This is a genomic window from Pseudoalteromonas sp. Angola-4 (genome assembly GCF_028599265.1).
Lineage (GTDB): Bacteria > Pseudomonadota > Gammaproteobacteria > Enterobacterales > Alteromonadaceae > Pseudoalteromonas > Pseudoalteromonas atlantica.
The window spans coordinates 64135-86774 of sequence record NZ_JAQREK010000012.1; the positions used below are offsets into that span (position 1 = coordinate 64135).

General features: G+C 42.2%; 17 protein-coding genes and 1 riboswitch. Of the genes, 6 read left to right on the forward strand and 11 right to left on the reverse strand.

The window, feature by feature from the left end; genetic code table 11:
• Positions 1-10: 10 nt before the first annotated feature.
• The 4 genes from PSH48_RS14075 to PSH48_RS14090 all read right to left on the reverse strand — a co-directional run bounded on the left by PSH48_RS14075 (position 11) and on the right by PSH48_RS14090 (position 6196).
• Positions 11-1537 (reverse strand): tryptophan halogenase family protein, encoded by a 1527-nt coding sequence (locus PSH48_RS14075; protein ID WP_138685768.1) that lies wholly within the window; start codon positions 1535-1537, stop codon positions 11-13.
• 173 nt (positions 1538-1710) lie between these two features.
• On the reverse strand, positions 1711-4458 hold the full coding sequence (locus PSH48_RS14080) for a TonB-dependent receptor (protein ID WP_024032017.1): 2748 nt from the start codon (positions 4456-4458) through the stop codon (positions 1711-1713).
• A 186-nt stretch (positions 4459-4644) separates the two neighbouring features.
• Positions 4645-5619, reverse strand: a complete 975-nt coding sequence (locus PSH48_RS14085; RefSeq protein WP_273611774.1) for an aldose epimerase family protein — start codon at positions 5617-5619, stop codon at positions 4645-4647.
• 187 nt (positions 5620-5806) lie between these two features.
• Positions 5807-6196 carry an acyl-CoA thioesterase gene (locus PSH48_RS14090; protein ID WP_273611775.1) on the reverse strand — a complete coding sequence of 130 codons (390 nt, stop codon included), beginning with the start codon at positions 6194-6196 and terminating at the stop codon, positions 5807-5809.
• Between the two features lie 36 nt (positions 6197-6232).
• Here PSH48_RS14090 and PSH48_RS14095 point away from each other — a divergent pair, with 36 nt between their 5' ends.
• Positions 6233-6937, forward strand: a complete 705-nt coding sequence (locus PSH48_RS14095; RefSeq protein ID WP_004588165.1) for a 2OG-Fe(II) oxygenase — start codon at positions 6233-6235, stop codon at positions 6935-6937.
• A 142-nt stretch (positions 6938-7079) separates the two neighbouring features.
• Here the strand turns inward: PSH48_RS14095 and PSH48_RS14100 are convergent, their stop codons facing one another.
• The 6 genes from PSH48_RS14100 to PSH48_RS14125 all read right to left on the reverse strand — a co-directional run bounded on the left by PSH48_RS14100 (position 7080) and on the right by PSH48_RS14125 (position 15565).
• Complete coding sequence (locus tag PSH48_RS14100; RefSeq protein ID WP_273611776.1) at positions 7080-8312, reverse strand: cysteine desulfurase-like protein; 1233 nt, start codon at positions 8310-8312, stop codon at positions 7080-7082.
• 9 nt (positions 8313-8321) lie between these two features.
• Positions 8322-8954 (reverse strand): 2OG-Fe dioxygenase family protein, encoded by a 633-nt coding sequence (locus tag PSH48_RS14105; protein WP_273611777.1) that lies wholly within the window; start codon positions 8952-8954, stop codon positions 8322-8324.
• A 197-nt stretch (positions 8955-9151) separates the two neighbouring features.
• Positions 9152-11749, reverse strand: coding sequence for a bifunctional aconitate hydratase 2/2-methylisocitrate dehydratase (gene acnB, locus PSH48_RS14110; protein ID WP_004588162.1), 2598 nt, complete (start codon positions 11747-11749; stop codon positions 9152-9154).
• 309 nt (positions 11750-12058) lie between these two features.
• Positions 12059-13117 (reverse strand): OmpA family protein, encoded by a 1059-nt coding sequence (locus PSH48_RS14115; RefSeq protein ID WP_004588161.1) that lies wholly within the window; start codon positions 13115-13117, stop codon positions 12059-12061.
• A gap of 334 nt (positions 13118-13451) precedes the next feature.
• Positions 13452-14858: a protein adenylyltransferase SelO gene (locus PSH48_RS14120; protein ID WP_273611778.1), complete on the reverse strand. Its 1407-nt coding sequence runs from the start codon at positions 14856-14858 to the stop codon at positions 13452-13454.
• Between the two features lie 2 nt (positions 14859-14860).
• Entirely contained in the window at positions 14861-15565 is a 705-nt protein-coding gene (locus PSH48_RS14125; protein WP_273611779.1) for a DNA-3-methyladenine glycosylase I, read from the reverse strand.
• Between the two features lie 194 nt (positions 15566-15759).
• Positions 15760-15956: riboswitch (Lysine riboswitch) on the forward strand.
• Between the two features lie 128 nt (positions 15957-16084).
• On the opposite strand from PSH48_RS14125, the gene dapA reads away from it, so the two are divergent.
• From dapA to PSH48_RS14150, 5 genes are all read left to right on the forward strand, one after another.
• The gene (dapA, locus tag PSH48_RS14130; RefSeq protein ID WP_273611780.1) at positions 16085-16969 is read left to right on the forward strand and encodes a 4-hydroxy-tetrahydrodipicolinate synthase; all 885 of its coding nucleotides are present in this window, start codon (positions 16085-16087) and stop codon (positions 16967-16969) included.
• A 15-nt stretch (positions 16970-16984) separates the two neighbouring features.
• Positions 16985-17725, forward strand: a complete 741-nt coding sequence (locus PSH48_RS14135) for a 2,3,4,5-tetrahydropyridine-2,6-dicarboxylate N-succinyltransferase (RefSeq protein WP_029773501.1) — start codon at positions 16985-16987, stop codon at positions 17723-17725.
• Positions 17725-18930: a PLP-dependent decarboxylase gene (locus tag PSH48_RS14140; protein ID WP_273609830.1), complete on the forward strand. Its 1206-nt coding sequence runs from the start codon at positions 17725-17727 to the stop codon at positions 18928-18930. The genes PSH48_RS14135 and PSH48_RS14140 overlap by 1 nt, the downstream gene beginning before the upstream one ends.
• A 5-nt stretch (positions 18931-18935) precedes the next feature.
• Entirely contained in the window at positions 18936-20057 is a 1122-nt protein-coding gene (locus PSH48_RS14145) for a succinylglutamate desuccinylase/aspartoacylase family protein (RefSeq protein WP_248462968.1), read from the forward strand.
• A 209-nt stretch (positions 20058-20266) separates the two neighbouring features.
• Positions 20267-21301, forward strand: coding sequence for a phospholipase A (locus PSH48_RS14150; RefSeq protein ID WP_004588421.1), 1035 nt, complete (start codon positions 20267-20269; stop codon positions 21299-21301).
• Positions 21302-21373: 72 nt separating this feature from the next.
• On the opposite strand, the gene PSH48_RS14155 is transcribed toward PSH48_RS14150, so the two are convergent.
• Positions 21374-22267 carry a bifunctional GNAT family N-acetyltransferase/hotdog fold thioesterase gene (locus PSH48_RS14155; protein WP_024032005.1) on the reverse strand — a complete coding sequence of 298 codons (894 nt, stop codon included), beginning with the start codon at positions 22265-22267 and terminating at the stop codon, positions 21374-21376.
• Positions 22268-22640: the final 373 nt, after the last annotated feature.

Genomic DNA, 22640 nt, shown 5'->3' on the forward strand with positions numbered 1-22640 from the left:
TTACACATCCTTAAACTGGGTTAGCCGCAAGCCACTGCTCAATATAAGCACGGTGAGGCGGCAACGTTTGCAACATCTGCTGTGTAAGCTGGCTGTTACGTTCAATTATTTGATTTGCTTGCGCATCGTTTGAGTACAAATACGCTTGCTTAGTAAAGTCGGGCTTAAAGCCCATACCGTATAAAACATACTGGTAACTGGCGGCAGGAAATAGCTCTAATGCGCCATGAAAATCTTGAATAAGAGGGCCACGCGTCCCCCAAAGCAGTAAGTCTTCTTGTAAACTTTGCGGAATGCTTTGTGGTTGTACGTGCGCTTGCCAATAAGGCTCTGGGCGCTTAGTTAACATGTAATGTAGTTTTAAAAAGTCGATAATACGCTGCCAACGATAATCCATTTGCTCATTAAAGCGCTTTGCAACAATGGGCATTACTTGGGTATCGGCTGGCATGTGCTCTGCAACAAAGCGAGACGAAATTTCAACCAACATAATGGCGGTTGCTTCGAGGGGCTCTACAAAACCTGCCGACATTCCCACTGCAACACAGTTTTTGTGCCAAAACTTTTCGCGATAGCCTGACTCAAAACTTATTTTTCGGGCAGTTAAGCCTTTAGCGGCATCACCTAAATAGTTGCGTAAGTTTTGCTCGGCTTCTTCATCTGATAAAAACTTGCTTGAATATACATGCCCTACACCACGGCGATGCGTTAGGCCTATATCCCAAATCCACCCAGCATTTTGTGCGGTGGCAATGGTATGACTGGCCAGTGACTCATCACCTTCTTCGTAGGGGACTTGCATAGCTAGGGCGCTGTCGTTAAATAATACGTGATCCATTTTTTTAAATGGCACGTTAAGGGCTTGGCCTAATAACAGCGATGAAAAACCCGTGCAGTCTATGTATAAATCAGCGTTTATGGTGCGGGTTTGATCGGTTAAGGTAAGCGTGTCTATAGCCCCGCTTTCATCAAGCTTTACCTGATCAACGGTGCCAATAATGTGCTCAATGCCTAGTTTGCTCTTACAATGCTGTTTTAATAGCTCGGCAAAGGCACCGGCATCTAAATGGTATGCATAATTACAATTTGCTTGATACTCGCCTTGCGCAATGCCTCTTGGTGCTAGGTTTGCTTCGCAAATATCGTGCTGAAAATTAGTTTGCTGAGCAAAGTTTTCAACATTATCTAAATAGGGGGCTAAATCTATACGGCCGTAACCTAGCGGTACCGTAAAGGGATGGTAGTAAAAATCGTTGTTGCCATGCGTCCAGTTTACAAATTTACCGCCTTGTTTAAAGGTGGCATTACAGGCTTTAAATACATCCACTTCTCGCAAACCAATTTGCTGAAGCGTGTTTTTCATAGTGGGCCAGGTACCTTCACCTACACCAATTGTTGGAATATCTGATGATTCTACCAACATCACTTTTAAGCCATCACCCTTATTACCTTGGTGATACGAAGCGATAATTGCAGCGCTCAGCCATCCTGCTGTGCCGCCACCAATTACGGCGATTGTTTTTATTGCTTTATTCATAACGGACTACTCTTTGAGTACTTTATTGATAACCGGTTAGACAACAAATGCCCTTTCGGGCATTTGTTTAAATTAGTCTCATTTTGTGCAAATTAGCTACTAACTTTATTAGTAACAGTACTTATAATGCACTGCAATGAAAACTAAGAGGCAATCGCTGCCTCTGCTATCAATTAAAACGTACCGCGAATACCAAACGCGTAACGTGAGCCATTATCTTCTACAGAGTAGATTTGATTAGCAAAACGACCCGTTTGCACTAGCTCTTCTTCAGTAATGTTGATGCCTTCGGCAAAAATAGTGAAGTTTTCGTTGATATCGTAGCTTGCACTAATATCCCATTGACCGTACGTTTCTACGTTCACTGGTTCGCCGTTAAAGCCGTTATCAACTAAGCGTAAAAAGCCCTCACGGTTGTTAAATGCAACACGTGCCTGCCAGTTATCTTGCTCGTAAAACAGCACTAAGTTTTGTGAATCACCTAACCCTTCAAGCGCAAATGTTTGGCTTGTATCGCCATCAACACTAATATCGCTATCTACTACCGTGGCATTAGCAATAAAACCAAAGCCGTTTTCAAACATATGAGTTACACCGATTTCGTAACCCGTTACCGTTGCAGACTCGCCATTTTGCGGGCGACTTACAGTGTAAACTTCTGAGCTACCGTTAAGTTCGGCATCGGTTTGGTCAGTACAGGTTGTACACGCAAAATCAGGGCCTGTACGGTCAGTCATGTCGTATGTTTCGTCGCCGGTTAGGGTAACAATAAAGTCATCCACTTCTTTGCTAAATACGGCAAAGCTAAATAAGTTAGCGTCGTTGTAGTACCACTCGTAAGAAATATCCCAGTTTTCAGATTGGAACGGCTTAAGTGCTGGGTTACCACCACTTGCTGTTAAGTTTTGACGACGAGGCTCGTTAAACGTAGTCGCAGGCGATAACTGTGACATAGTAGGACGAGTAATACTGTCGTACGCTGCAAAGCGTAAAATCATGTTGTCTTGCAGTTCAAGCTTTACGTTAAAAGAAGGAAGTAAGTTTGAGTAACTCGTCCCTTCTTGAATGTCTGTTGCCGGGCCAAATACGTTTTGGAATAAAGTGGCATCAGAGGTAGGAATAACATCGCTAATAAAGCTTTGTACAGCCGCTACTTCAATATCAGTTTCTGAGTAACGTGCACCCATGTTAACCGTAACTGGCATATCAGCTAGGTCAAAACCAATGGTAAAGTCCATGTAAAGGCTAGTGATATCTTCGTTAATTGTGTAACGGTTATTCTGTAGTGTTGGCTCTACAGGGAAACCTTGGTCAGCAAGGTAATCAAGCATTTTGTCGCCGTCGTAGCTATAAAATGTATCAATTAAACCTGGGAAGTAGTTACTTGCTGAGTAAGCTTCAAAATCAATTTCATCAAGTGGTGCTTCAGTGCCGTAACCACAAAATTGACATTGGCTACCAAAAATTTGGAAGCTTGATTTTTCACGTTCTTGACGATAAGCACCAAAGTTAATGCGATCAACTGGGCCTTTATCTGGTACGTATTCAAAGTCGGCTTTGATTTCGGTAATTTCATCTTCATCAGTAAACTGGTTACCAATTTCGTTGTAGTGAAGACGAGCAAGGCTTGCATCTGGCAGCGAGCCATTTTCAAAACCATCATGCTGTACGGTAGGAACGCTACCGGTGCCGTCAAAGCTGTAGCTGTTAATAATACCCACTACGTTAAAGCGGTCATTACCAGCACGGTCGTTTTCAGCTGTTGAGCGAGATACGTCAAATTTTGCTTTTAATGACTCGTTTACTTGCCAGTCAACGTTAATACCAAATGCTTTGTTAGTCACATCACGCGAGTTACGTGTGTGTGATACAAAGTCGGTTGCAGGGTTGCCACTGGCGTTACCTAAACCTACTTCTTGCGTAAAGGTAAGCAAGGTGCCCGTTTCTGGATCGATTGTTGCGCTACCTACGCGGTCTGGTTCAAACCAAGAAGCTAAATCACGTACTGATGAGTCCACTTCAAATTTAGAAATTAAACCATCTACGGTAATAGTAATATCGTCAGACGGTGCATATTGTAATACTAAGCTTGCATTAGTACGTTCACGGTCTTGCTCATCTACAACTTGGTCCCAGTTACGAGGGATGTATGCATTGTCGTACAATACGCCGTCTTGTGGATTTGAAATAGTTTGTCCACCGCGCCAACCAGCCGTTAAAATTTGGTTATTTTGCAGCTTACGTTGTTGGTTAGTGATGGCAAAAAGCACACCGAGCTTGTCGTCGTTAAACGTATTACTGACTAAAAATGAAGCCGATGGCGATACTTCTTCAGAAAGGCTTTCGTACATGCCTTTTACTGAACCAATCACATGTAAGCCACCAAAATCGAATGGACGAGCTGTGGTTACGTTAACCGTACCACCAATGCCGCCTTCTTGAAGCGTTGCACTGTTACTTTTATAAATATCAGCACCGGTGATTTGGTCTGCCGCTAATACATCAAAATTAAATTCACGCCCTGCACTGTCAGTCGCAATTTGACGACCATTTACAAGTACCGTGTTAAATTGTGGACCAAAACCACGAATTGTTACTGCTTGCCCTTCACCGCCACTACGGTCAATGGCTACACCTGTAATACGTTGCAGAGACTCTGCTACGTTTAAATCAGGAAATTTACCAAGATCTTCTGCTTTAATCCCATCGGTTACAACATTAGATGCTTTTTTATCTAACATTGATGAACGTAAGCTGCTGCGAATACCCGTTACTGCGATAACCTCAACATCTTTATCTACTACTGTCGGTGTGTCGCCTTCAGCGCCTTGAGCTGCAACGTGGCCGCTTGCCAATATGCCTGTAATAGCAATACTGAGTGCGGTTTTCTTGTTGAACGATAACTTATTGTTAATTATCATTTTTTAAAAACTCCTGATTGTGTGTAGTCATTTTGTCGTTGTGTGGTGTGTATAGCTTCAAATACTATTTATAATATAAATACTTTAAATTGAGCAAAAGTGCAACCTTTTCCTTAATTATGGCTATCTTTTTGTTACGTGTATTTTTCTTTTTGTTTTCTTTAATTTAACAGTGGAATTAGTACGTTATTGCGAAAACGCAAAAATTATTTGCTGATTATATTCTTCATCCGGCAATAAATTAGCTTTTGGATAATCGCTTCTATTTGCTGCATTGGGCCAGTTTTGAGCTTCTAAACACACTGCTTGGCGTGCTTTAAAAGGAGAACCTACAAAATTTGCCGTATAAAGCTGCATACCAGGTTGGGTACTTTTAAGGGTTAAATTAACGCCCGTGTGTGGCGAGGTTAATGTAGCCATTGTTTTTAAACGATTGTCATCACTAAAAATATAGCAATGATCAAAGCCACTACCGGCATCAAGTTGCGCATGCTGTGCGCAAAGTGCATCGCCAATGGGCTTAGGGTGAGTAAAATCAAAGCAGCTGCCCGAGCCATCTTCATGATGGGCAAGCGGTATACTGTTACTATCGATAGGTAAATACGTTGCGGTATTTATTTGCAGCAGGTGATTATTAATGCTCTCACTGCCTTCAAGATTAAAATAGCAGTGGTTGGTAAAGTTAACGAGGGTTTCTTTATCAGTAATGGCTTTGTAACTGAGGATTAGCTCGCCATTGCGTGCAGTAATTGTTTGCCAAACTTGTAATTGGCCAGGAAAGCCCTCTTCTCCATCTGCCGAGCAGTAATAAAGCTCCACTTCATTATTGCTTTGTTTAGTGACTTGCCACTGTACTTTATTAAAGCCTTTTTCGCCGCCGTGTAAGCTATTTGGGCCATTATTTGCTTTAAGTTGGTACTCTGTGCCTGATAATACAAAACGTCCGTTTTCAATACGATTTGCGTAGCGCCCGACTGTTGCCCCTAAATAAAATGGGTTTTCTAAATAATAAGCAGGTTCGTTAACGCACAGTGTCATCTCTTGGTTATTAAATTTTATGCTTTTGATAATAGCGCCAAATGGTAATATTTCTGCAATTAAGCTTTTACCATCGCTAAGCGTTATTACCTCTAACGGTTTATTGCCAGTTGTAGATGCCACATTCATTCTCCATAAACTACCAGCTCAACAGTACCTGTCATAGCGGTGCAACAATATATAATATAAATAGTATATAAGTGAGAAGCGTAACTCAATCAAAATGCGTTAAAATAACGCTATAAAAATTCACAGCTGTCGCTTGTGGTTTACATCACCGCTCCTCGTTGCGTGGAGTAAATGCACCTAGTTAAACTAGGTGTTCGCTGAGTGCTGCGACTTCTGCTTCGCTTAAATCTTGTTTAGCTTTGTTTTTAAAGTTATAACGCACTAATACAGTTTTACCCACAACACAGCATTTACCTTGCTGCCACGCCTCTTGCTTAATGGTAAAAGAGCTATTTCCTACATGCTCAACAGCTGTTTTAATCGTCACTTCGTGAGCATAAAATAATTCCCCTACAAACGATGCTTCTATTTTAGCGATGATCAGTTTCCAGTCGTGTGGGTTTAGATCGGGGGTAAAAAATTTAAAAATAGGGACGCGTGCGGCTTCAAACCACACAGGTAGTACGGTATTGTTGATGTGTCCTAGTGCATCTGTTTCGCTAAAGCGCGGCATCACTTTTTCAATAAACATAAAAATCCAAATAAAAACTAAATAAAAAGGTAAGTCATGACGGACTTTATCCACGTTATTGATAACGCGTTAAGCGATGATTTTTGCGATAACTTTATTACCACATTCTCTAACAGCCCGCATGTAAAACAAGGTGTAACCTCTGGTGGTGTGGACTTAAAAAAGAAAGACAGCCACGACCTGCAATTAAACAGTTACCCAGAATACGCCCAACAATTAAAGCATATTCAGCAAACCACTGCACAGCATGTTTTTAACTATGTAGAAGCACACTTTTTTATGCTAATTGGCGCATTTGGCTTAAAAGTTTATCACCCAAAAACGGGGGATGTGGTGGATTTAACTCAGGATAACTTTGACGAAGTGGGCAAACCACAGCTCTCTGTGTTGGTGCAGCAAATATTTAGACTTGGGAACATTCAGGCGCAAAAGTACGAGGTAAATAAAGGCGGCTACCCTTACTGGCATAGTGAAGTGTATCCACAGCTACAACACAATGAAGCCCTGCACCGTGTATTATTATTTATGTTTTATTTAAACGATGTAGAGGAAGGTGGCGAAACAGAGTTTTATTATCAAAAACGTAAAATTGCGCCTAAAAAAGGCACTATGGTCATTGCCCCTGGCTACTTTACGCATACCCATCGAGGTAATAAACCGGTATCGAACGATAAATATATTTTAACTTCATGGGTGCTATTTAATCGCGCAGAGCACATATACGGCACACCTAAAAGCTAAAACAGTCAGCGGGCAAAAACTAACTAACCGCTGACTACTTTAAGCATTTGAGCTTTAAAAAGAGTTATTCACAAGCGCAGATTTGTATTCATACCAATCCGCGATAATACTTAATTATGCGGATTGGTATAATCTGTCAGTTTCAGAGAAGTTGATCAAACAAATCAAATAACTTATCTAGCTCTTCGGTGGTGTTGTAATGCATACAACCGATGCGCACTACACCGCCTTTATCAAGTACGCCTAACTGCTCACATAAGCCTTGTGCATAAAAATGTCCATCCCACACACAAATATGCTGTTTGCCTAAAAACTCAGACACCTCACGCGGCTCTAGCCCTTCAAAGGTTAAAGCAAATGTAGGCGTACGCTCGTTTAAGCGCTCAAGGTCATCAATACCAAATAGCTTAATGCGCGGGTAATTAACTAAACGCGTTAAAAAGTACTCACTAAGCGCCATTTCGTGCTGCTTTGTTTTAGCAAAAGCCACGCTTAACTTTTCGCGGCGCGTGTGGCCTTCATCAAGCCCGCTAATTGCAGCAATGTAATCAACAGCGGCAATAAAACCTGCTAAGGCTTCGAAGCTTTGCGTGCCTGTTTCCCATCGACCTGGTGCTACATCTTTAGCTGGTTCTACTTTGTAAGGCGTAAAACCTTCAAGATGCTGTGTTTTACCGTACACCATGCCTAAGTGAGGGCCAAAAAACTTATAGGCAGAACAAGCCAAAAAGTCGCAATCAAGGGCCTGAACATCAACAAGCTCGTGCGGTGCATAATGCACAGCATCAACGTACACTAATGCGCCTACAGCATGGGCAAGCTCTATAATACGTTTAATATCGTTAATAGAACCCGTAGTATTTGAAGCGTAAGTTACCGCAACCAGTTTAGTATTGCTGTTTAATAAGCTTTCAAACTGCGCCATATCTAAGCTGCAATCAGCCTCGTTAATTAAAGCTGTTTGAACTTTAGCGCCTTTATCTTGCGCTGCTTGCTGCCACGACGATACATTTGAGAAGTGATCAGCGTTAGTCACAATAATCTCATCGCCGGCTTGCCAATCACGTGAAATAGCACGGCTAAAGCTAAAGGTAAGGCTGGTCATGTTAGGGCCAAACACTATATTTTGTGCACTTGGCGCATTAAGTAAATCGGCTGCTGCTTGGCGCGCATTTGCCATTAACTCAACGGTTTTATCACTTGAAAAAAACGCACCGCCTAAGTTTGAGTTGTAGTGCCCTAAATAAGCAGTCATTGCACTTAGTACAGACTGCGGCACTTGAGAGCCACCTGGGCCATCTAAAAATATTGGCGATTTACCATCAACGGTTTGTATTAATGCAGGAAACTGCTCACGTAATTGCGCTATGTTCATGAGCATTCCTTAAGAGGTAAGTACAAAACAATCCAGGTAACCTGGCTTGTTTGTATCTACTTTGTTCATTGGCGTTGCATTGTGCCAAACTTGACGGTCGTTTATTAGTGCAAACATTCCGTCTTTAATTTCCATTTTAAAACACGGTTCTGCTTGCTTGTTTTCGTATACAAGCAGCTCGCCGCCTTCTAAGTTTTCGTGAGAAACACCACATACACAAACATGGTCAAACCCATCTTGATGCACACCTTCTGGTGCTGCGGGCGTATCGCTATCAATCGCAAGCATTCTAAATTGGTGAATTTCAATATCACGGTCTTCATCAATACCGGTAAGCTCACAAAACTCGCTTACAATGCTTTTCATACCTTCGGACTCAAGTAAGCTTTGCTCTAAGTTTTCATAAGTACGCTCAACATTACCCTGGAAGGTATTAATAGAATCGTCTTGAACAAACGCTTTGGCAGCTTGTAGTTTTAGCTCACCATTTTGAAATTTAATTACCGAGTAACGACGCTTACGAAATTCACCATCTGCATACGGATTAGCAGGTAGGTTATCAAAAGAAGGCTTAACCAAGTCAATATTTGCTTGGTTAATAAAACGAAGTTGCAGTAAATTCTGGTTGTTTAATGCAGTCATAAAATCTCGCTTAAAATAATGAGAATATTGAAAGGGATTTTAATGCATGTAGAAAGGAATATTTGCTTTATTATTTATATAAAAAGTGGGTAATGGTTATATTTAATTCAATTAAAACTTATTACAGCATGAAATATTCAATTTTATTTTAACCAATAAAAAACCCGCCTAAGCGGGTTTTTTAAAACAGCTTTAAATTATACAGCTTGCTGAATAATTACGTTGTCTGCTTTTTTAGTGTACTGAGGCATACGGTGGAAGTTCAAGTAACGGTATGTATCTGCAGCCGTTGCATTGATTTTCTCTGCGTATTCTTGGTACTCAGCTGGTGTAGGTAATTTACCTAAAATTGCCGCTACTGCAGCAAGCTCAGCTGATGCTAAGAATACATTTGCACCTGTACCTAAACGGTTAGGGAAGTTACGTGTTGAGGTAGAAACAACCGTTGCTTTATCAGCAACACGTGCTTGGTTACCCATACACAGTGAACACCCTGGCGTTTCGATACGCGCACCAACACGACCAAAGATACCGTAGTAACCTTCGTCAGTTAGTTGGTCTTTATCCATCTTCGTTGGTGGAGCTACCCAAAGTTGAGTTGGGATACGACCAGTAAAGCCATCTAGTAATTTACCCGCAGCACGGAAGTGACCAATGTTAGTCATACAAGAACCGATGAATACTTCGTCGATTTTCTCGCCAGTAACATCAGAAAGTAAACGCGCATCATCTGGGTCATTTGGAGCACAAAGGATTGGCTCTTTAATTTCTGCTAGGTCGATTTCTACAACGTGCTTGTACTCTGCATCAGCATCAGCTTCCATAAGTTCTGGGTTAGCTAACCATTCTTGCATTGCATTAATACGACGTTCGATTGTACGTACATCGCCGTAACCTTCAGAGATCATCCACTTAAGCATAACAATGTTAGACTCAAGGTATTCGCTGATAGACTCTTTAGAAAGCTTAACAGTACAACCTGCTGCTGAACGCTCTGCTGATGCATCTGATAATTCAAACGCTTGCTCAACAGTTAAGTGCTCAACACCTTCAATTTCTAGTACGCGACCAGAGAATTCGTTGATTTTACCTTTTTTCTCTACTGTTAATAAGCCTTGCTTAATACCGTAGTAAGGGATTGCGTGTACTAGGTCACGTAAAGTGATACCTGGTTGCATTTCACCTTTAAAGCGAACCAAAATAGACTCAGGCATATCAAGTGGCATAACACCTGTTGCTGCTGCGAACGCTACTGCACCTGAACCCGCTGGGAACGAAATACCTAATGGGAAACGTGTATGTGAATCACCACCAGTACCTACAGTATCTGGTAATAACATACGGTTTAACCAAGAGTGAATTACACCATCACCTGGGCGAAGTGAAACACCGCCACGGTTCATGATGAAATCAGGAAGCGTATGATGAGTGTTTACGTCAATTGGTTTAGGGTAAGCAGAGGTATGACAGAATGACTGCATTGTTAAATCTGCAGAGAAACCTAAACATGCTAAGTCTTTAAGCTCATCACGTGTCATAGGACCTGTAGTATCTTGCGAACCTACAGTCGTCATTTTTGGCTCACAGTATTGGCCTGGGCGAATACCTGCTACGTTACATGCTTTACCAACCATTTTTTGCGCTAGTGTAAAGCCTTTATCAGATACTTCTGTTACTGCTGGTACTTTAAATACGTCAGTAGCACCTAAACCTAAAGAGGTACGTGCTTTGTCTGTTAAACCACGACCAATGATTAGAGGAATACGGCCGCCGGCACGTACTTCATCTAAAATTACGTCTGATTTAAGTTCAAAAGTAGAGATAACGTCATCAGTACCGTGGCGCTTAACTACACCTTCGTATGGGTAAATATCAATTTGATCACCCATGTTGAACTCATCAACATTTAACTCGATTGGTAACGCACCTGAATCTTCCATTGTGTTGAAGAAGATAGGCGCAATTTTGTTACCTAAACATACACCACCAACGCGCTTATTAGGTACGTATGGGATATCATCACCCATAAACCAAAGCACAGAGTTAGTTGCAGATTTACGAGACGAACCAGTACCTACAACGTCACCTACGTATGCAAGTGGTAAACCTTGTGTTTTTAATTCTTCAAGTTTAGTGATTGGACCTACTTCACCCGCTTTGTCAGGAGTGATACCGTCGCGCTCATTTTTTAGCATTGCTAAAGCATGAAGTGGGATATCTGGACGTGACCATGCATCTGGTGCAGGTGATAAATCATCAGTGTTAGTCTCGCCGGTTACTTTAAATACAGTAACAGAGATTTTTTCAGCAACAGCTGGCTTGTTAGTAAACCATTCAGCGTCTGCCCAAGATTGAATAATCTTTTTAGCGTGCTCGTTGCCTGCTTTTGCTTTTTCTTCTACGTCATAAAATGCATCAAACATTAATAATGTGTTTGATAGACCTTTTACAGCGATAGGCGCAAGTGTTTCGTCATCAAGTAGCTCAATCATTGGGGCGATGTTGTAACCACCTAACATTGTACCTAATAATTCTGCTGCTTTTTCTTTAGATACTAATGGAGATTGTGCTTCGCCTTTAGCAACTGCCGCTAAAAAGCCTGCTTTGATGTATGCTGCATCATCAACGCCTGGAGGTACGCGGTTGATTAGTAAATCTAAGATGAACTCTTCTTCACCCGCTGGTGGGTTTTTAATTAGTTCAATAAGATCAGCCGTTTGCTGAGCATCTAATGGCGCTGGTACGATACCTAACGCGGCACGTTCTTCTACGTGTTTACGATATTCTTGTAGCACAATATTGCCCTCTTGGTGACGTGAAAGTATTCGGTAGCGCCTCATGCGCAAAAAAAGTAACCCAATACTTATAGTATTCTAACGCGGGATTATAAAGCTTTTATGTATAGATGAAAATCCATCCAGCTAAGCAACTGATTATACCGACTATAAATATTATGAATAGTGGTAAGCGTAAATTCTATTTTCGTGAATGTTTGTTAAGTAATAATCATTCTTGTTTAATCAAATTAATACTGCATATCCTGTTTTAAAGGCATAAAAAAAACCCAGCACTAAGCTGGGTTTTTAAAATAAAGTAAGTAACTATTAACGCTTAACTTTTACACGTTCAATAGATTTTACATGTGCTTCTACACGACGGTTTTCAGCGTGAGCTTCTTTCGTGTTAGCTGTGTTTTTAAGACGTTCTTCACCTAGACCAACAGTTGTAATGCGATCTTCAGCAATGCCATCTTTAATTAGCTCTTGTGCTACATCATCAGCACGCTTTTTAGAAAGCATCTTGTTGTAGTTTGCGTTACCTACCGCTGACGCGTGGCCTTCAAGTAGTACAGTTGTATCTTCGTGCTCTTTTAAGAACTCAGATACTGATGCAATGTCGTCAAAGTAACGTTGACCAACTTGTGCAGAATCATGTGGGAAAGTAACTAATAAGCTTGTTGTTACTTCACGGTCTTCGTATAAAGTACAGCCATCGCCATCAACAGCGTCTGTCATTGGCGTGTTAGGACATTTATCATCTTTATCTAGGATGTTGTCGTTGTCGCTGTCTTTAGGTTCTACAGGTACTTCTACTACTGCTGTAGGCGCTGGTTCTACAGGCTGTGCAGGCATAGAGTTTTGGCCAAATAAGTAGTTAATACCAATTTTAGCACCTACATCTGTGTAACCTTTATCAAGACCTTGGTATACCGCAGTTTCAGCGTTTACGAAAAAGCCATCAGTAATAAAGTGTTGGTAACCAACACCTGCGTTTAAGAATGTGTTGTCATCTACTACGTCCATTTCTTTAATACCGAATAGACCGTAGAAAGGACCGCCGTCAAGGTGGTAAAGCGCATCAATACCGTAACGCTCGCCGTCGATATTATTACGATTGCCCGCAGCTTTATCGAACGCGTTAAAGTCCATATCTGCATACTCAAGGCGTGCGCTCCAGTAATCGCTGAAACGGTAACCTGCTTCTACACCCCAACCAGTTGACTCGTTTACGTCAAGGCCAGCTTGAGCGCGCATGTTTTCCCATGACGCATCATAGTAGTCACCAAATGCACCAATGTAGAAACCTTCTTCTTTATCGGCAGCGAATGTAGACGCGCTAGTTGCAGCTAACGCAATTGCAATTGTAAGTGATTTTAATTTCATTGTTTTCTTCCCATTTTAACAACTTAGAAAATTGTAGCTAATCAATACTAGCTCAACCAGTTTTGTACACACTACCCGAGCTTTTGTTAATCGATACTTAACGAAAAATAAAGTTTATAAATTTTTTCAACGATCTACAGGCATTCCAACCACCAATTGTAGGTTAAGTAAAAATTTTTACCTAATCTGCAATTAATAAATTATGGTAATTTATAAATAGTTACTTTTTATGAATGCGCACAATAACACCGAGCGAGTAACTGCTCAATCATTGTACACTGCATTATTTAAAAATGACTATTTATAATCAAAAACTTACAATTAATTACAATACTTAAGTACCGCAAAAAGTTTGATAACCCTTGTCATCTTTACCTGTCTCTTGAAAGCGGGCTAAGTTAGCTGTTTTATCATATGGGTTACTCATCACCGCTAAGAAGTCGCTTAGCAGCTCGCTCTCGCCGTGTTGATTATATTGCGCAAGGATTTCTTCGACGATGTGATTACGCGGTATAACCCTTGGATTAGCCGCTCTCATTAGGTTATAGCTGTTTTCATCACATCTTTTTTGCCATAACGGAGCCCATTGCGTTAATTCATCTGGCACTTTGCCACCCTTTAGTGACTCGGTTAGGGCATCAAAGGTATTGGTGTAATCGAGCTTATGCTCTTGAAATAACAATAATAACTTACTCACAAGCTCTACATCGTCTTCGTTATAACCTGCTAAGCCTAATTTTTGTGCCCACATTTGATTATATTGCTCGTTGAATAACGTAGAAAACTGATTAATTAACGGCGTCATTAAACTTACAGCTTGTTCGTCATCTTCATCTATAAGCGGTATTAGGCTCTCGGCTAAACGCGCGCAGTTCCAACTTACAATATTTGGCTGATTACCATAGGTATAGCGACCTTGCTTATCAATTGAGCTAAACACGGTATCAAAATCAAAGGTATTCATCATTGCACACGGGCCGTAGTCGATAGTTTCGCCGCTTATCAAGGTATTATCAGTATTCATAACGCCATGAATAAAGCCTACTCGCATCCAGCTAATAACCAGCGCTAGCTGACTATTTATAACGGCTGCTAAAAAGTCTAAATAGCGCTGAGCCCCAGCTGATTGAATACTTGGGTAATGGCGCTCAATGGCTACATCAGCTAATTTTTTTAATCCCTCTACATCACCTTGAGTTGCTAAATACTGAAACGAGCCAACGCGAATATGGCTACTTGCTAAGCGGGTAACAATTGCGCCTGGTTGCGGCGGATTACGATAAACAGCTTCACCTGTGCCGACAACAGCCAAACACCGCGTGGTTTTAATCCCTAAGCCGTGCATAGCCTCGCTCATAATATACTCGCGAATAGCGGGGCCTAGTGCACATCGTCCATCGCCTCCTCTTGAAAAAGGCGTGGCGCCTGAGCCTTTTAACTGAATATCCCACAGCTGATTTTTATCATCGCTGATAGCACCCAGTAAGTGCGCTCGCCCATCACCCAAGCGCGGCGAAAAGTGCCCAAACTGATGCCCAGAATAGCCAAGCGCTACAGCACTTACCGGTTGTGGCTCGTTACCAGCAAAAGTACTGGCGCGCAGCGCTGGCTCAACATCTATATTAAACTGCTGTGCTAACGCTTCGTTCCACAAAAGTAATTGCGGGGCTGCAACGCTTGAAGGACTGTCCTCTATTGCGAAGTTATCTGCTATGCCTGTGTATCTTGGCACTAGTTTCATGGTTAATCCTCTGTTTGTTGGCTTATGCCTACGCGATTGTCGCCCACGCTGTAAGCCACAATTAAGCTAAGTTCTTGCAGGCTCAAACCACTTTGCTTTTGCATTTCGTTAAAAAACGCCTGTGCGCCAGTGAGCGATTTTTTAGTTTGCAGGCCGCCATCTATAATTTTGTGCGCTCTTAGGTAACTTTCTACATCTCGCGAAAGTAAAAAAGTATCTTTACCAAGCGCTCTTAAGGCATACGGGCCAGTATTTCCACCCAAACGGGCGCCGTGTTTTTTTAAATATGCCCATAAGCCAATAATGTCATCGCTTGGCCAGTTAGCTACAAACTTGCTAAAACTGCCATGTTGCTGAGCTATTTCGTGGATCATGTAGGCATTTTCAGGAATTGTTTTTACCTTTTTATAATTACGAATAATACGCTCATCAGTTGCTTTTTGCTCGAGCATATCGGGCGGCATCATAAGTAATTTATCAACACTAAACTGCCAAAAAACCTCTCTAAAACCTGGCCATTTACTGTTTATTACCGACCAGTAAAACCCGCTTTGAAATACTTTACGGGTAAACTCTTCAAGCCAGTCGTCGTCACTTAATGCGCTTAATGCTTTTTTAGATAAGGGTTTTGCGAGTAATAACTTAAGCATTTTTTCAGAACCTTTTCGCTCTACTGCTCGCTGATAAATATCGCTAAATTTTTCCATACTTATTAAATACCTCATCACTGCTCATAGGGTTAGTTTACGAGAAAAGCAGCTAATACGTAACCACCCACATTTTCGATGAACTAATCTGTATCCTGCAACTTGACACCTAGACGGCTAAAATGTTTTAATCGCCGCAATTACCCTATTTAAATTGTATTTTGTTAAACCTTTTGCGGTTAAACAAAATACAAAGGGCTAGAAGAGGTGCGTTATTCAGGTAGCGTATGTTAGGAGCGCAAACTCCAGTGAGCATATGTGAGGGGAATACCGCCGAGAGGTAAACGCTTTTGCGAAGCAATTACTTCGGGCGACTAGGTTGAATCCTAGCGACTGTCACCAATAGCTGTTTTAGAGCAGCTTATTAGTTTGGTGGAGAGCTTCTGGTCTTAAATAATAAGGCCGTGCGCCCTATTATTTTAAGCCCATTCGCTCTTCGAATACTGTTCGAACGACGTTAATGCGGCTCACATCATACAGCCTCCTTAATATCTCGAACACCTTATAGGTTCGTAAGAGATGATTCACAACTTCAATTTAGACGACTACGCACTGTGGACAGCGCTTGTTACGCCGTTTGATCAACAAGGTAATGTTGACTACGACACGCTCACAACACTTGTTAGCGAACAAGAAGCGGCACACAACGGTGTTTTACTGCTCGGTAGCACAGGTGAAGGCTTAGCCCTTACACTTAAAGAGCAGCAAGGCATTGTTGAGCACGTGTGCCAATTAAAACCCAGTGTACCGCTTATGGTTGCTGTTGGTGGTAGTAACTTGGCCCAACAAAAAGAATGGGTTAGCTACTGTAACCAATTACCTATTCACAGCTACTTATTAGGCTCGCCTCTTTATGCAAAACCAGGGGCTGTAGGTCAAACACATTGGTACGAAAGCTTATTAAACGAAAGCGCGCATCCGTGTATGTTGTACAACGTACCTGGGCGCAGCGGTGTAAGCATTCCTATCGAAACCATTGAAAACTTAAAAGCGCATCCAAAACTGTGGGCTTTAAAAGAAGCCAGTGGCAACATCACCCAATTTGAAGCATACCGACAAGCCGCGCCTAATTTAGCGCTATACAGTGGCGACGATGCACTTATGCCCTACTTTGCCCAAGCAGGTGCAAAAGGCTTAGTTTCGGTTGCGGCCAATGCATGGCCTTTGCAAACACACGAATTTGTAAAGCGCAGCCTAAGCGGTCAACACCCCAATTTATTTGCTCAGTGGACTCGCGCTATTAATAGCCTATTTGCTGTAGCAAACCCTATTCCCGTTAAAGTGCTAATGCACCAGCAAGGGCGTTTAAATAGCCCACTGTTGCGTCCACCTTTAACGCATCTTGAGTTAACGCAAACCGATTGCATTACCACTGCAAACGACACCATTTTATCTTGGCATTAAACACAGGTTTTTATAATGAGCTGGTTAGAACTACTAAATAATTTAGAATCGGGCGCAGTACGCGCAGCATCACAAAACGAAAGCGGCCAATGGGAAGCTAACGTAGAAGTAAAACAAGGCATTTTAGAAGCCTTTAAAAATGGCACTAACACCGAGTTTGCAGGCGGGTTTGTTGATAAGCACAACCTTGCACCGCAAGAATTTAGCACTGACGATGGCGTGCGTATGGTACCAGGTGGCACCAGTGTTCGCCGCGGTGCCTACGTAGCTAAAGGCACTATTATTATGCCACCAGCGTACGTAAATATTGGCGCATACATCGACGAAGGTACTATGGTTGATAGCCACGCATTAGTGGGTTCGTGTGCACAAGTTGGTAAAAATGTACATTTAAGCGCAGCTGTTCAACTTGGTGGTGTACTTGAGCCAATTGGGGCAAGCCCAGTAGTGGTTGAAGACGATGCGTTTATTGGCGCAGGTTGTGTCATTGTTGAAGGCGTAGTGGTTAAAAAAGGCGCTGTACTTGCCCCAGGTGTGCGTTTATCTGCCACTATTCCGGTTTACGACTGTGTTAACGAGCGCCAGCTAGATAAAGGCGAGCCAATTCCAGAGTACGCTATTGTAATACCAGGTTCTCGCCCAGCGTCTAACGAATGGGCTCGTGAGCAAGGCTTAAGCATGTCGTGTGCACTCATTGTTAAATACCGCGACGAGCAAAGCGATGCATCGTTATTGCTAGAAGAGGTTTTACGATAATGAGCTTTTTGAGCACGCCTATCAAGGCCGCCGTAAATACACTTACTCAGCAACTTGATACACCTTTTTTTGTTTACGACTTAGACAAACTAAACGCACACCTTACCCGTTTAGTTGCGCAAACCGATGTAAAGCTTTGGTATGCGGTAAAAGCCAATCCGCTTTCTAAGGTTATTCAATGCCTAGACAGCGCCGGATTTAACTTTGACGTAGCAAGTAAAGGTGAGCTTGAACAAGTCCTTGCACAAGGAATTAGTTCACAGCGCGTGCTCAACACAGGGCCTGCAAAGAGCCCTAAACAAATTAAACACTTTATTGAGCGCGGCGTGCGTATTTTTGTTGCCGAAAGCCTCAATCAAGTGCGTTGGTTAAACCAGCAAGCGCAGCTGCAAAATACGCAGCTGCAAGTATTACTGCGTGTGCAATTACGCTGGCCAGAAGGTGAAAAAAACCCATTAGGGGGTGACAGCCTTACTCCGTTTGGGCTTGGTTGCGATGAATGGCAAGCGCTCAATACTGGCGATTACCCAGCACTTAATTTTGATGGCCTACATATTTTTCAGTGGGGCAACATGCTTAGCACACAAAAGCTAAGCGAGCTGTGGTCACAGATGATTGCACCGCTTACCACCTTGGCTAATAACTTAAATATAAACCTGAAAATTTTAGACTTAGGCGGCGGTTTAGGTATCCCTTACACACCAAACGATGCAACACTTGAGTGGGATGGATTAATCACCGCGCTGGCAAAAATTAAAAAAGATGCGGGTGTAGACGAGCTTTGGATGGAGCTTGGCCGTTACGCTGTAGGCGAATGCGGTCATTACGCGAACCCCGTCGTTGAGTGCAAACAAAACTACGGCCAACAGCAAGTTATTTTAACCGGTGGTATTAACCACTTATTGCGCCCAGCTGTTACAAGCCAAGATTTTCCTGCGGCGTTACTGCGCGAGTCAACGGCGCCAGAACAAGCAATGAGCTTATACGGCCCATTATGTACTGCCCTTGATTGCTTAGGCGAGCATACCCTACCAAGCGATTTAAACGAGCAAGACTGGCTGGTGTTTAGCCAATGTGGCGCCTATGGTTTTACCGAAAGCATGCCCTATTTTTTATGCCATGAACTAGCTGCAGAATACGTGTTACAAAATGGCGAGCTCACGTGTGTGCGCCAAGCAGAAGATGCCAGTCACTACTTAAGGTAATAAACATGAGCATAACAACACCCATTAGCCAAGAAAACATTGTAGTAGGGGAAGTAGCAAACGGCTTACCCCTAACTATTCCGGTGTATCGCTTAAAAGGCGATGGCAGCGGGCCAAGCGTGTATATTCAAGCCAATATGCATGGCGCCGAGGTACAAGGTAACGCGGTTATTTTTCAGCTGCTAGAGCAGTTAAAACAGCTCAATTTAAAAGGCGACATTACCTTAGTACCTTATGCTAACCCTATAGGTTGTAATCAAAAATCAGGGGAATTTACCCTTGGCCGATTCGACCCTATTACTGGCACTAACTGGAACCGTATGTATCACTACAATAGTGATTTAGTCACCCAGTTTGCACACGAGCATAGCCAGTACGACGATGCAGCTTTAAAAAGCAATTTTAAAAAAGCCCTGCTTGATGAAATAGATGCCAAACTTAACGGCCCAGCTTACTTGCTCAATACCGGTAAACGCATTGCGCTTAACCTGCAAAAGCTTGCGCATCAAGCCGATATCGTGCTCGACTTACACACGGGGCCTATTTCAAGTAAGCATCTGTACTGCCCAACGTATGCCAGCGACAGCGCACGTTATTTTAATATTGAACACGTACTGCTTATTCCAAGCGACTTTGATGGCGCAATGGATGAAGCTAGCTTTTGCCCATGGTGGCATCTAAGTGATGCACTTAGTGCGCAAGGCAGGGACTTTAATGTACAGGTTGAGGCCTTTACAGTAGAGCTAGGCAGCCAAGAAAAAATAGATTTAGCAGCCGCCTTTGACGATGCAAATAGCATTTTAAGCTATTTGAACCATAAAAATGTATTGGTAGATGCAGCGCATCAACCTAAGCAGATGACTCGTTATGCGTGCCATTTAGATGACTACTTTGCTTATTATGCGCCGATTGGCGGCATGGTTGAATATGTTGCTCCGTTAGGCGCACACATAAAGGCAGGTGAGCCAATAGCCCATATATTACGCATGGAGCGCTATTTAACTGAGCAGCCCCTACAAACATTAAGCCTTGATTGCGATGCAATTGCTATTTTGCATTTTGCCTCAGCAAGCGTAAACCAAGGCACTGAACTTTATAAGTTTTTTACTAACGTATTTGAGTTATAACGCACCGCGCTATAACTCCCCCTTCTCATTGCGTGAGAGTAAGTTAACTAACTTACACTATAAGCGGCTATATGCCGCTTTTTTTGATCTGTGATAACGGTGTAAACGTAAGGTAATCAAATAAGTGTAAATTCAGTGAAAGTTCACCGTTACAAATGTAAAAACACGTTATAATTTATAAATCTACCTTACTCTCAAAGGAATAAACAATGAGCTGGCGTTATTGGATTGCAGTTACGGCTTTACTAAGCACACCCTCTTTTGCCCAACAAGAGGTTAAAAAAAATGAACAAGACAACGACATAGAGCTAGTTAAGCAATGTATTTTAAATGAAGTAATTGGTGGCGATGGTAAGCAAACCTTAGACGAGCTGCGCACAAAATGCTCAGCCCTTGAAGAAAACAAACAACTTACCGCACTTGATAAACGCAAGGCTCGCGAAGAGGTAAGCAAAAAAAATCGTAACGTAATTACGCCCCATAAACGTAACTACATTTTACCTTTATCGTATGTCTCGCACCCTAACGATCGCCCGTTTGATGGCTTTGACGAGCTAACAGATGAAGAAAATGGCGAACCCCTTGATAACCTAGAGGCTAAATACCAGCTTTCTATTAAAGTGCCACTGTACGATGATTTTGCAGATGACGACCAAGCCATATTTTTTGGCTTTACCTTGCAGTCGTATTGGCAAATTTATAACTCAGAGATTTCTTCTCCGTTTCGTGAAACCAACTACGAACCAGAAATATTTTGGGTAAACTACCTAGACCAAGAAAACGTACTTTGGGGCGACGAAATGGCCATAGCGCTGGGTATTTCGCACCAATCTAATGGCCGCAGCCAGCCAAACTCTCGTTCATGGAACCGAATTTACGCCGATTTTATATGGGAAAAGAGCGGTTTTGTATTTAGCTTTAAACCTTGGTATCGCATTGCCGAGGATGAAAAAGACAATATATTAGAAGCCGATGGCGACGACAATCCAGATATTTACAAATACATGGGTTACTTTGAATTTGGCGGGGCGTATCGGTATCACGATCATGAGTTTAGCTTTATGACTCGTAACAATTTAAATTCAGATAACCGTGGTGCACTTCAACTAGATTGGTCATTCCCGCTTTGGGGTCGTTTACGTGGCTACGCGCAATACTTTAACGGTTACGGTGAGAGCCTAATTGATTATAACGCTGATGTAGAGCGTATTGGTGTAGGTATATTACTTACCGATTTACTATAATTTATTAATACACCATAAAAAAAGCCAAGCCCTTTTATAAAGTGCTTGGCTTTTTTACTAAAGCGTTACTCGTTATTTTTTAACGGCAAACACCCCTTCAAACTCTGCAACAACATCGCTGCCATCAAATATAGTAACAGGTACTACGTAACTTGCTTTGCCTGTTGTTTCTAGCTCACTGAGTTTACCTTTACAGGTTTGCACATCAACACAACCGCGTGGGTCGGTATTAAGTGGTTTTAAGTATTTTATAGTGGCATCGGCTAATACAATATTGCCCTCAAGCCCTGCCTCTTTAAGCGCTAAGTACGTTGCGCCCCAACCTGTTAAGGTTGCTAAGCTGTATATAGAGCCTGCAAACATAGTGTTGTGTAGGTTTAAGTTAGCGTCTAAATCAGCACGCGTTGTAAACTGCCAATCTGTGTAGCTTTCTACTTTTATACCCATTGCATCACTAATTGGGATTGATTCACGCCAAATATTTTGCAGTACTTGCGTCCAATCAGGGTGGCGAAACCATCCCGGCTCACTAGGCTTTTGCTTAATCATTTTGAAATGTTGAACATCGCCATACGCTAAGTGGGCTTTTTCTTTTAGCTCATAGCCGTGGCGCTTATAAAACTCAAGCGCACGCTCGCGAGCAAATAACACTAATTCGCCTGCATTTTGCGTCCATGCTATTTTTTCAAGCTCGTGTAATAAACGGCTACCAATATGCTGGTTACGGTTACCTTCGGCTACGGCCATGTAACGTACTTGCGCTTGCTCATGGTTGTTAAAGTGTAAACGGGCCACACCAAGCACATCACCATTGTTATTTTTTATAAAGCGATGCTCTGAGTCTTGTTCCATATCATCTTGTTCAGAGCCACGAGGCTCATTCCAAGGCGCACGTAGTACTTCCCAACGTAATTGGTAGTACGCTTGCCAGTCTTCGCTGCTCTGCGGTGTAGTTACTTGAAACATATATACTCCTGTTGTTTTGCCGTAAATAAAAATAAAGGCTACGGCATGTAATCCAACTGAATAACTCTTTAACCTGCACATTGGTTTTTACATTAGAAAATTAAAGATTAAGTTGGTTGGAATTATTATGGCAAATACCATACTCCATCTTTTAAACACTGCCAATACGACTTTGGTAAGCAAGCGAAAAAATAACTGTTTTACCCATAGCACCGGCTAGTTTATGCTGGGCCTTTAGAGATTGAACATGCACTGAGCGAAGGGTTCTGCCTAGGGGAAATTTACTCTTTGTTGCCTACATGGGTGTAAGCCAGTAGAGTAATGCAGGAGCAGTTACCTAGCCCACCAGGTTACAAATCTCGCGCCGCGATTA

Excerpts from the sequence above, each read along its gene's own strand:
- PSH48_RS14145 (WP_248462968.1), top strand. The coding sequence starts at position 18,936 with ATGAGCATAACAACACCCATTAGCCAAGAAAACATTGTAGTAGGGGAA.
- dapA (WP_273611780.1), top strand. The coding sequence starts at position 16,085 with ATGATTCACAACTTCAATTTAGACGACTACGCACTGTGGACAGCGCTT.
- PSH48_RS14140 (WP_273609830.1), top strand. The coding sequence starts at position 17,725 with ATGAGCTTTTTGAGCACGCCTATCAAGGCCGCCGTAAATACACTTACT.
- PSH48_RS14095 (WP_004588165.1), top strand. The coding sequence starts at position 6,233 with ATGACGGACTTTATCCACGTTATTGATAACGCGTTAAGCGATGATTTT.
- PSH48_RS14120 (WP_273611778.1), bottom strand. The coding sequence starts at position 14,858 with ATGAAACTAGTGCCAAGATACACAGGCATAGCAGATAACTTCGCAATA.
- PSH48_RS14150 (WP_004588421.1), top strand. The coding sequence starts at position 20,267 with ATGAGCTGGCGTTATTGGATTGCAGTTACGGCTTTACTAAGCACACCC.
- PSH48_RS14090 (WP_273611775.1), bottom strand. The coding sequence starts at position 6,196 with ATGTTTATTGAAAAAGTGATGCCGCGCTTTAGCGAAACAGATGCACTA.
- PSH48_RS14100 (WP_273611776.1), bottom strand. The coding sequence starts at position 8,312 with ATGAACATAGCGCAATTACGTGAGCAGTTTCCTGCATTAATACAAACC.
- PSH48_RS14125 (WP_273611779.1), bottom strand. The coding sequence starts at position 15,565 with ATGGAAAAATTTAGCGATATTTATCAGCGAGCAGTAGAGCGAAAAGGT.
- PSH48_RS14155 (WP_024032005.1), bottom strand. The coding sequence starts at position 22,267 with ATGTTTCAAGTAACTACACCGCAGAGCAGCGAAGACTGGCAAGCGTAC.
- PSH48_RS14105 (WP_273611777.1), bottom strand. The coding sequence starts at position 8,954 with ATGACTGCATTAAACAACCAGAATTTACTGCAACTTCGTTTTATTAAC.
- PSH48_RS14115 (WP_004588161.1), bottom strand. The coding sequence starts at position 13,117 with ATGAAATTAAAATCACTTACAATTGCAATTGCGTTAGCTGCAACTAGC.
- PSH48_RS14075 (WP_138685768.1), bottom strand. The coding sequence starts at position 1,537 with ATGAATAAAGCAATAAAAACAATCGCCGTAATTGGTGGCGGCACAGCA.
- PSH48_RS14080 (WP_024032017.1), bottom strand. The coding sequence starts at position 4,458 with ATGATAATTAACAATAAGTTATCGTTCAACAAGAAAACCGCACTCAGT.
- PSH48_RS14135 (WP_029773501.1), top strand. The coding sequence starts at position 16,985 with ATGAGCTGGTTAGAACTACTAAATAATTTAGAATCGGGCGCAGTACGC.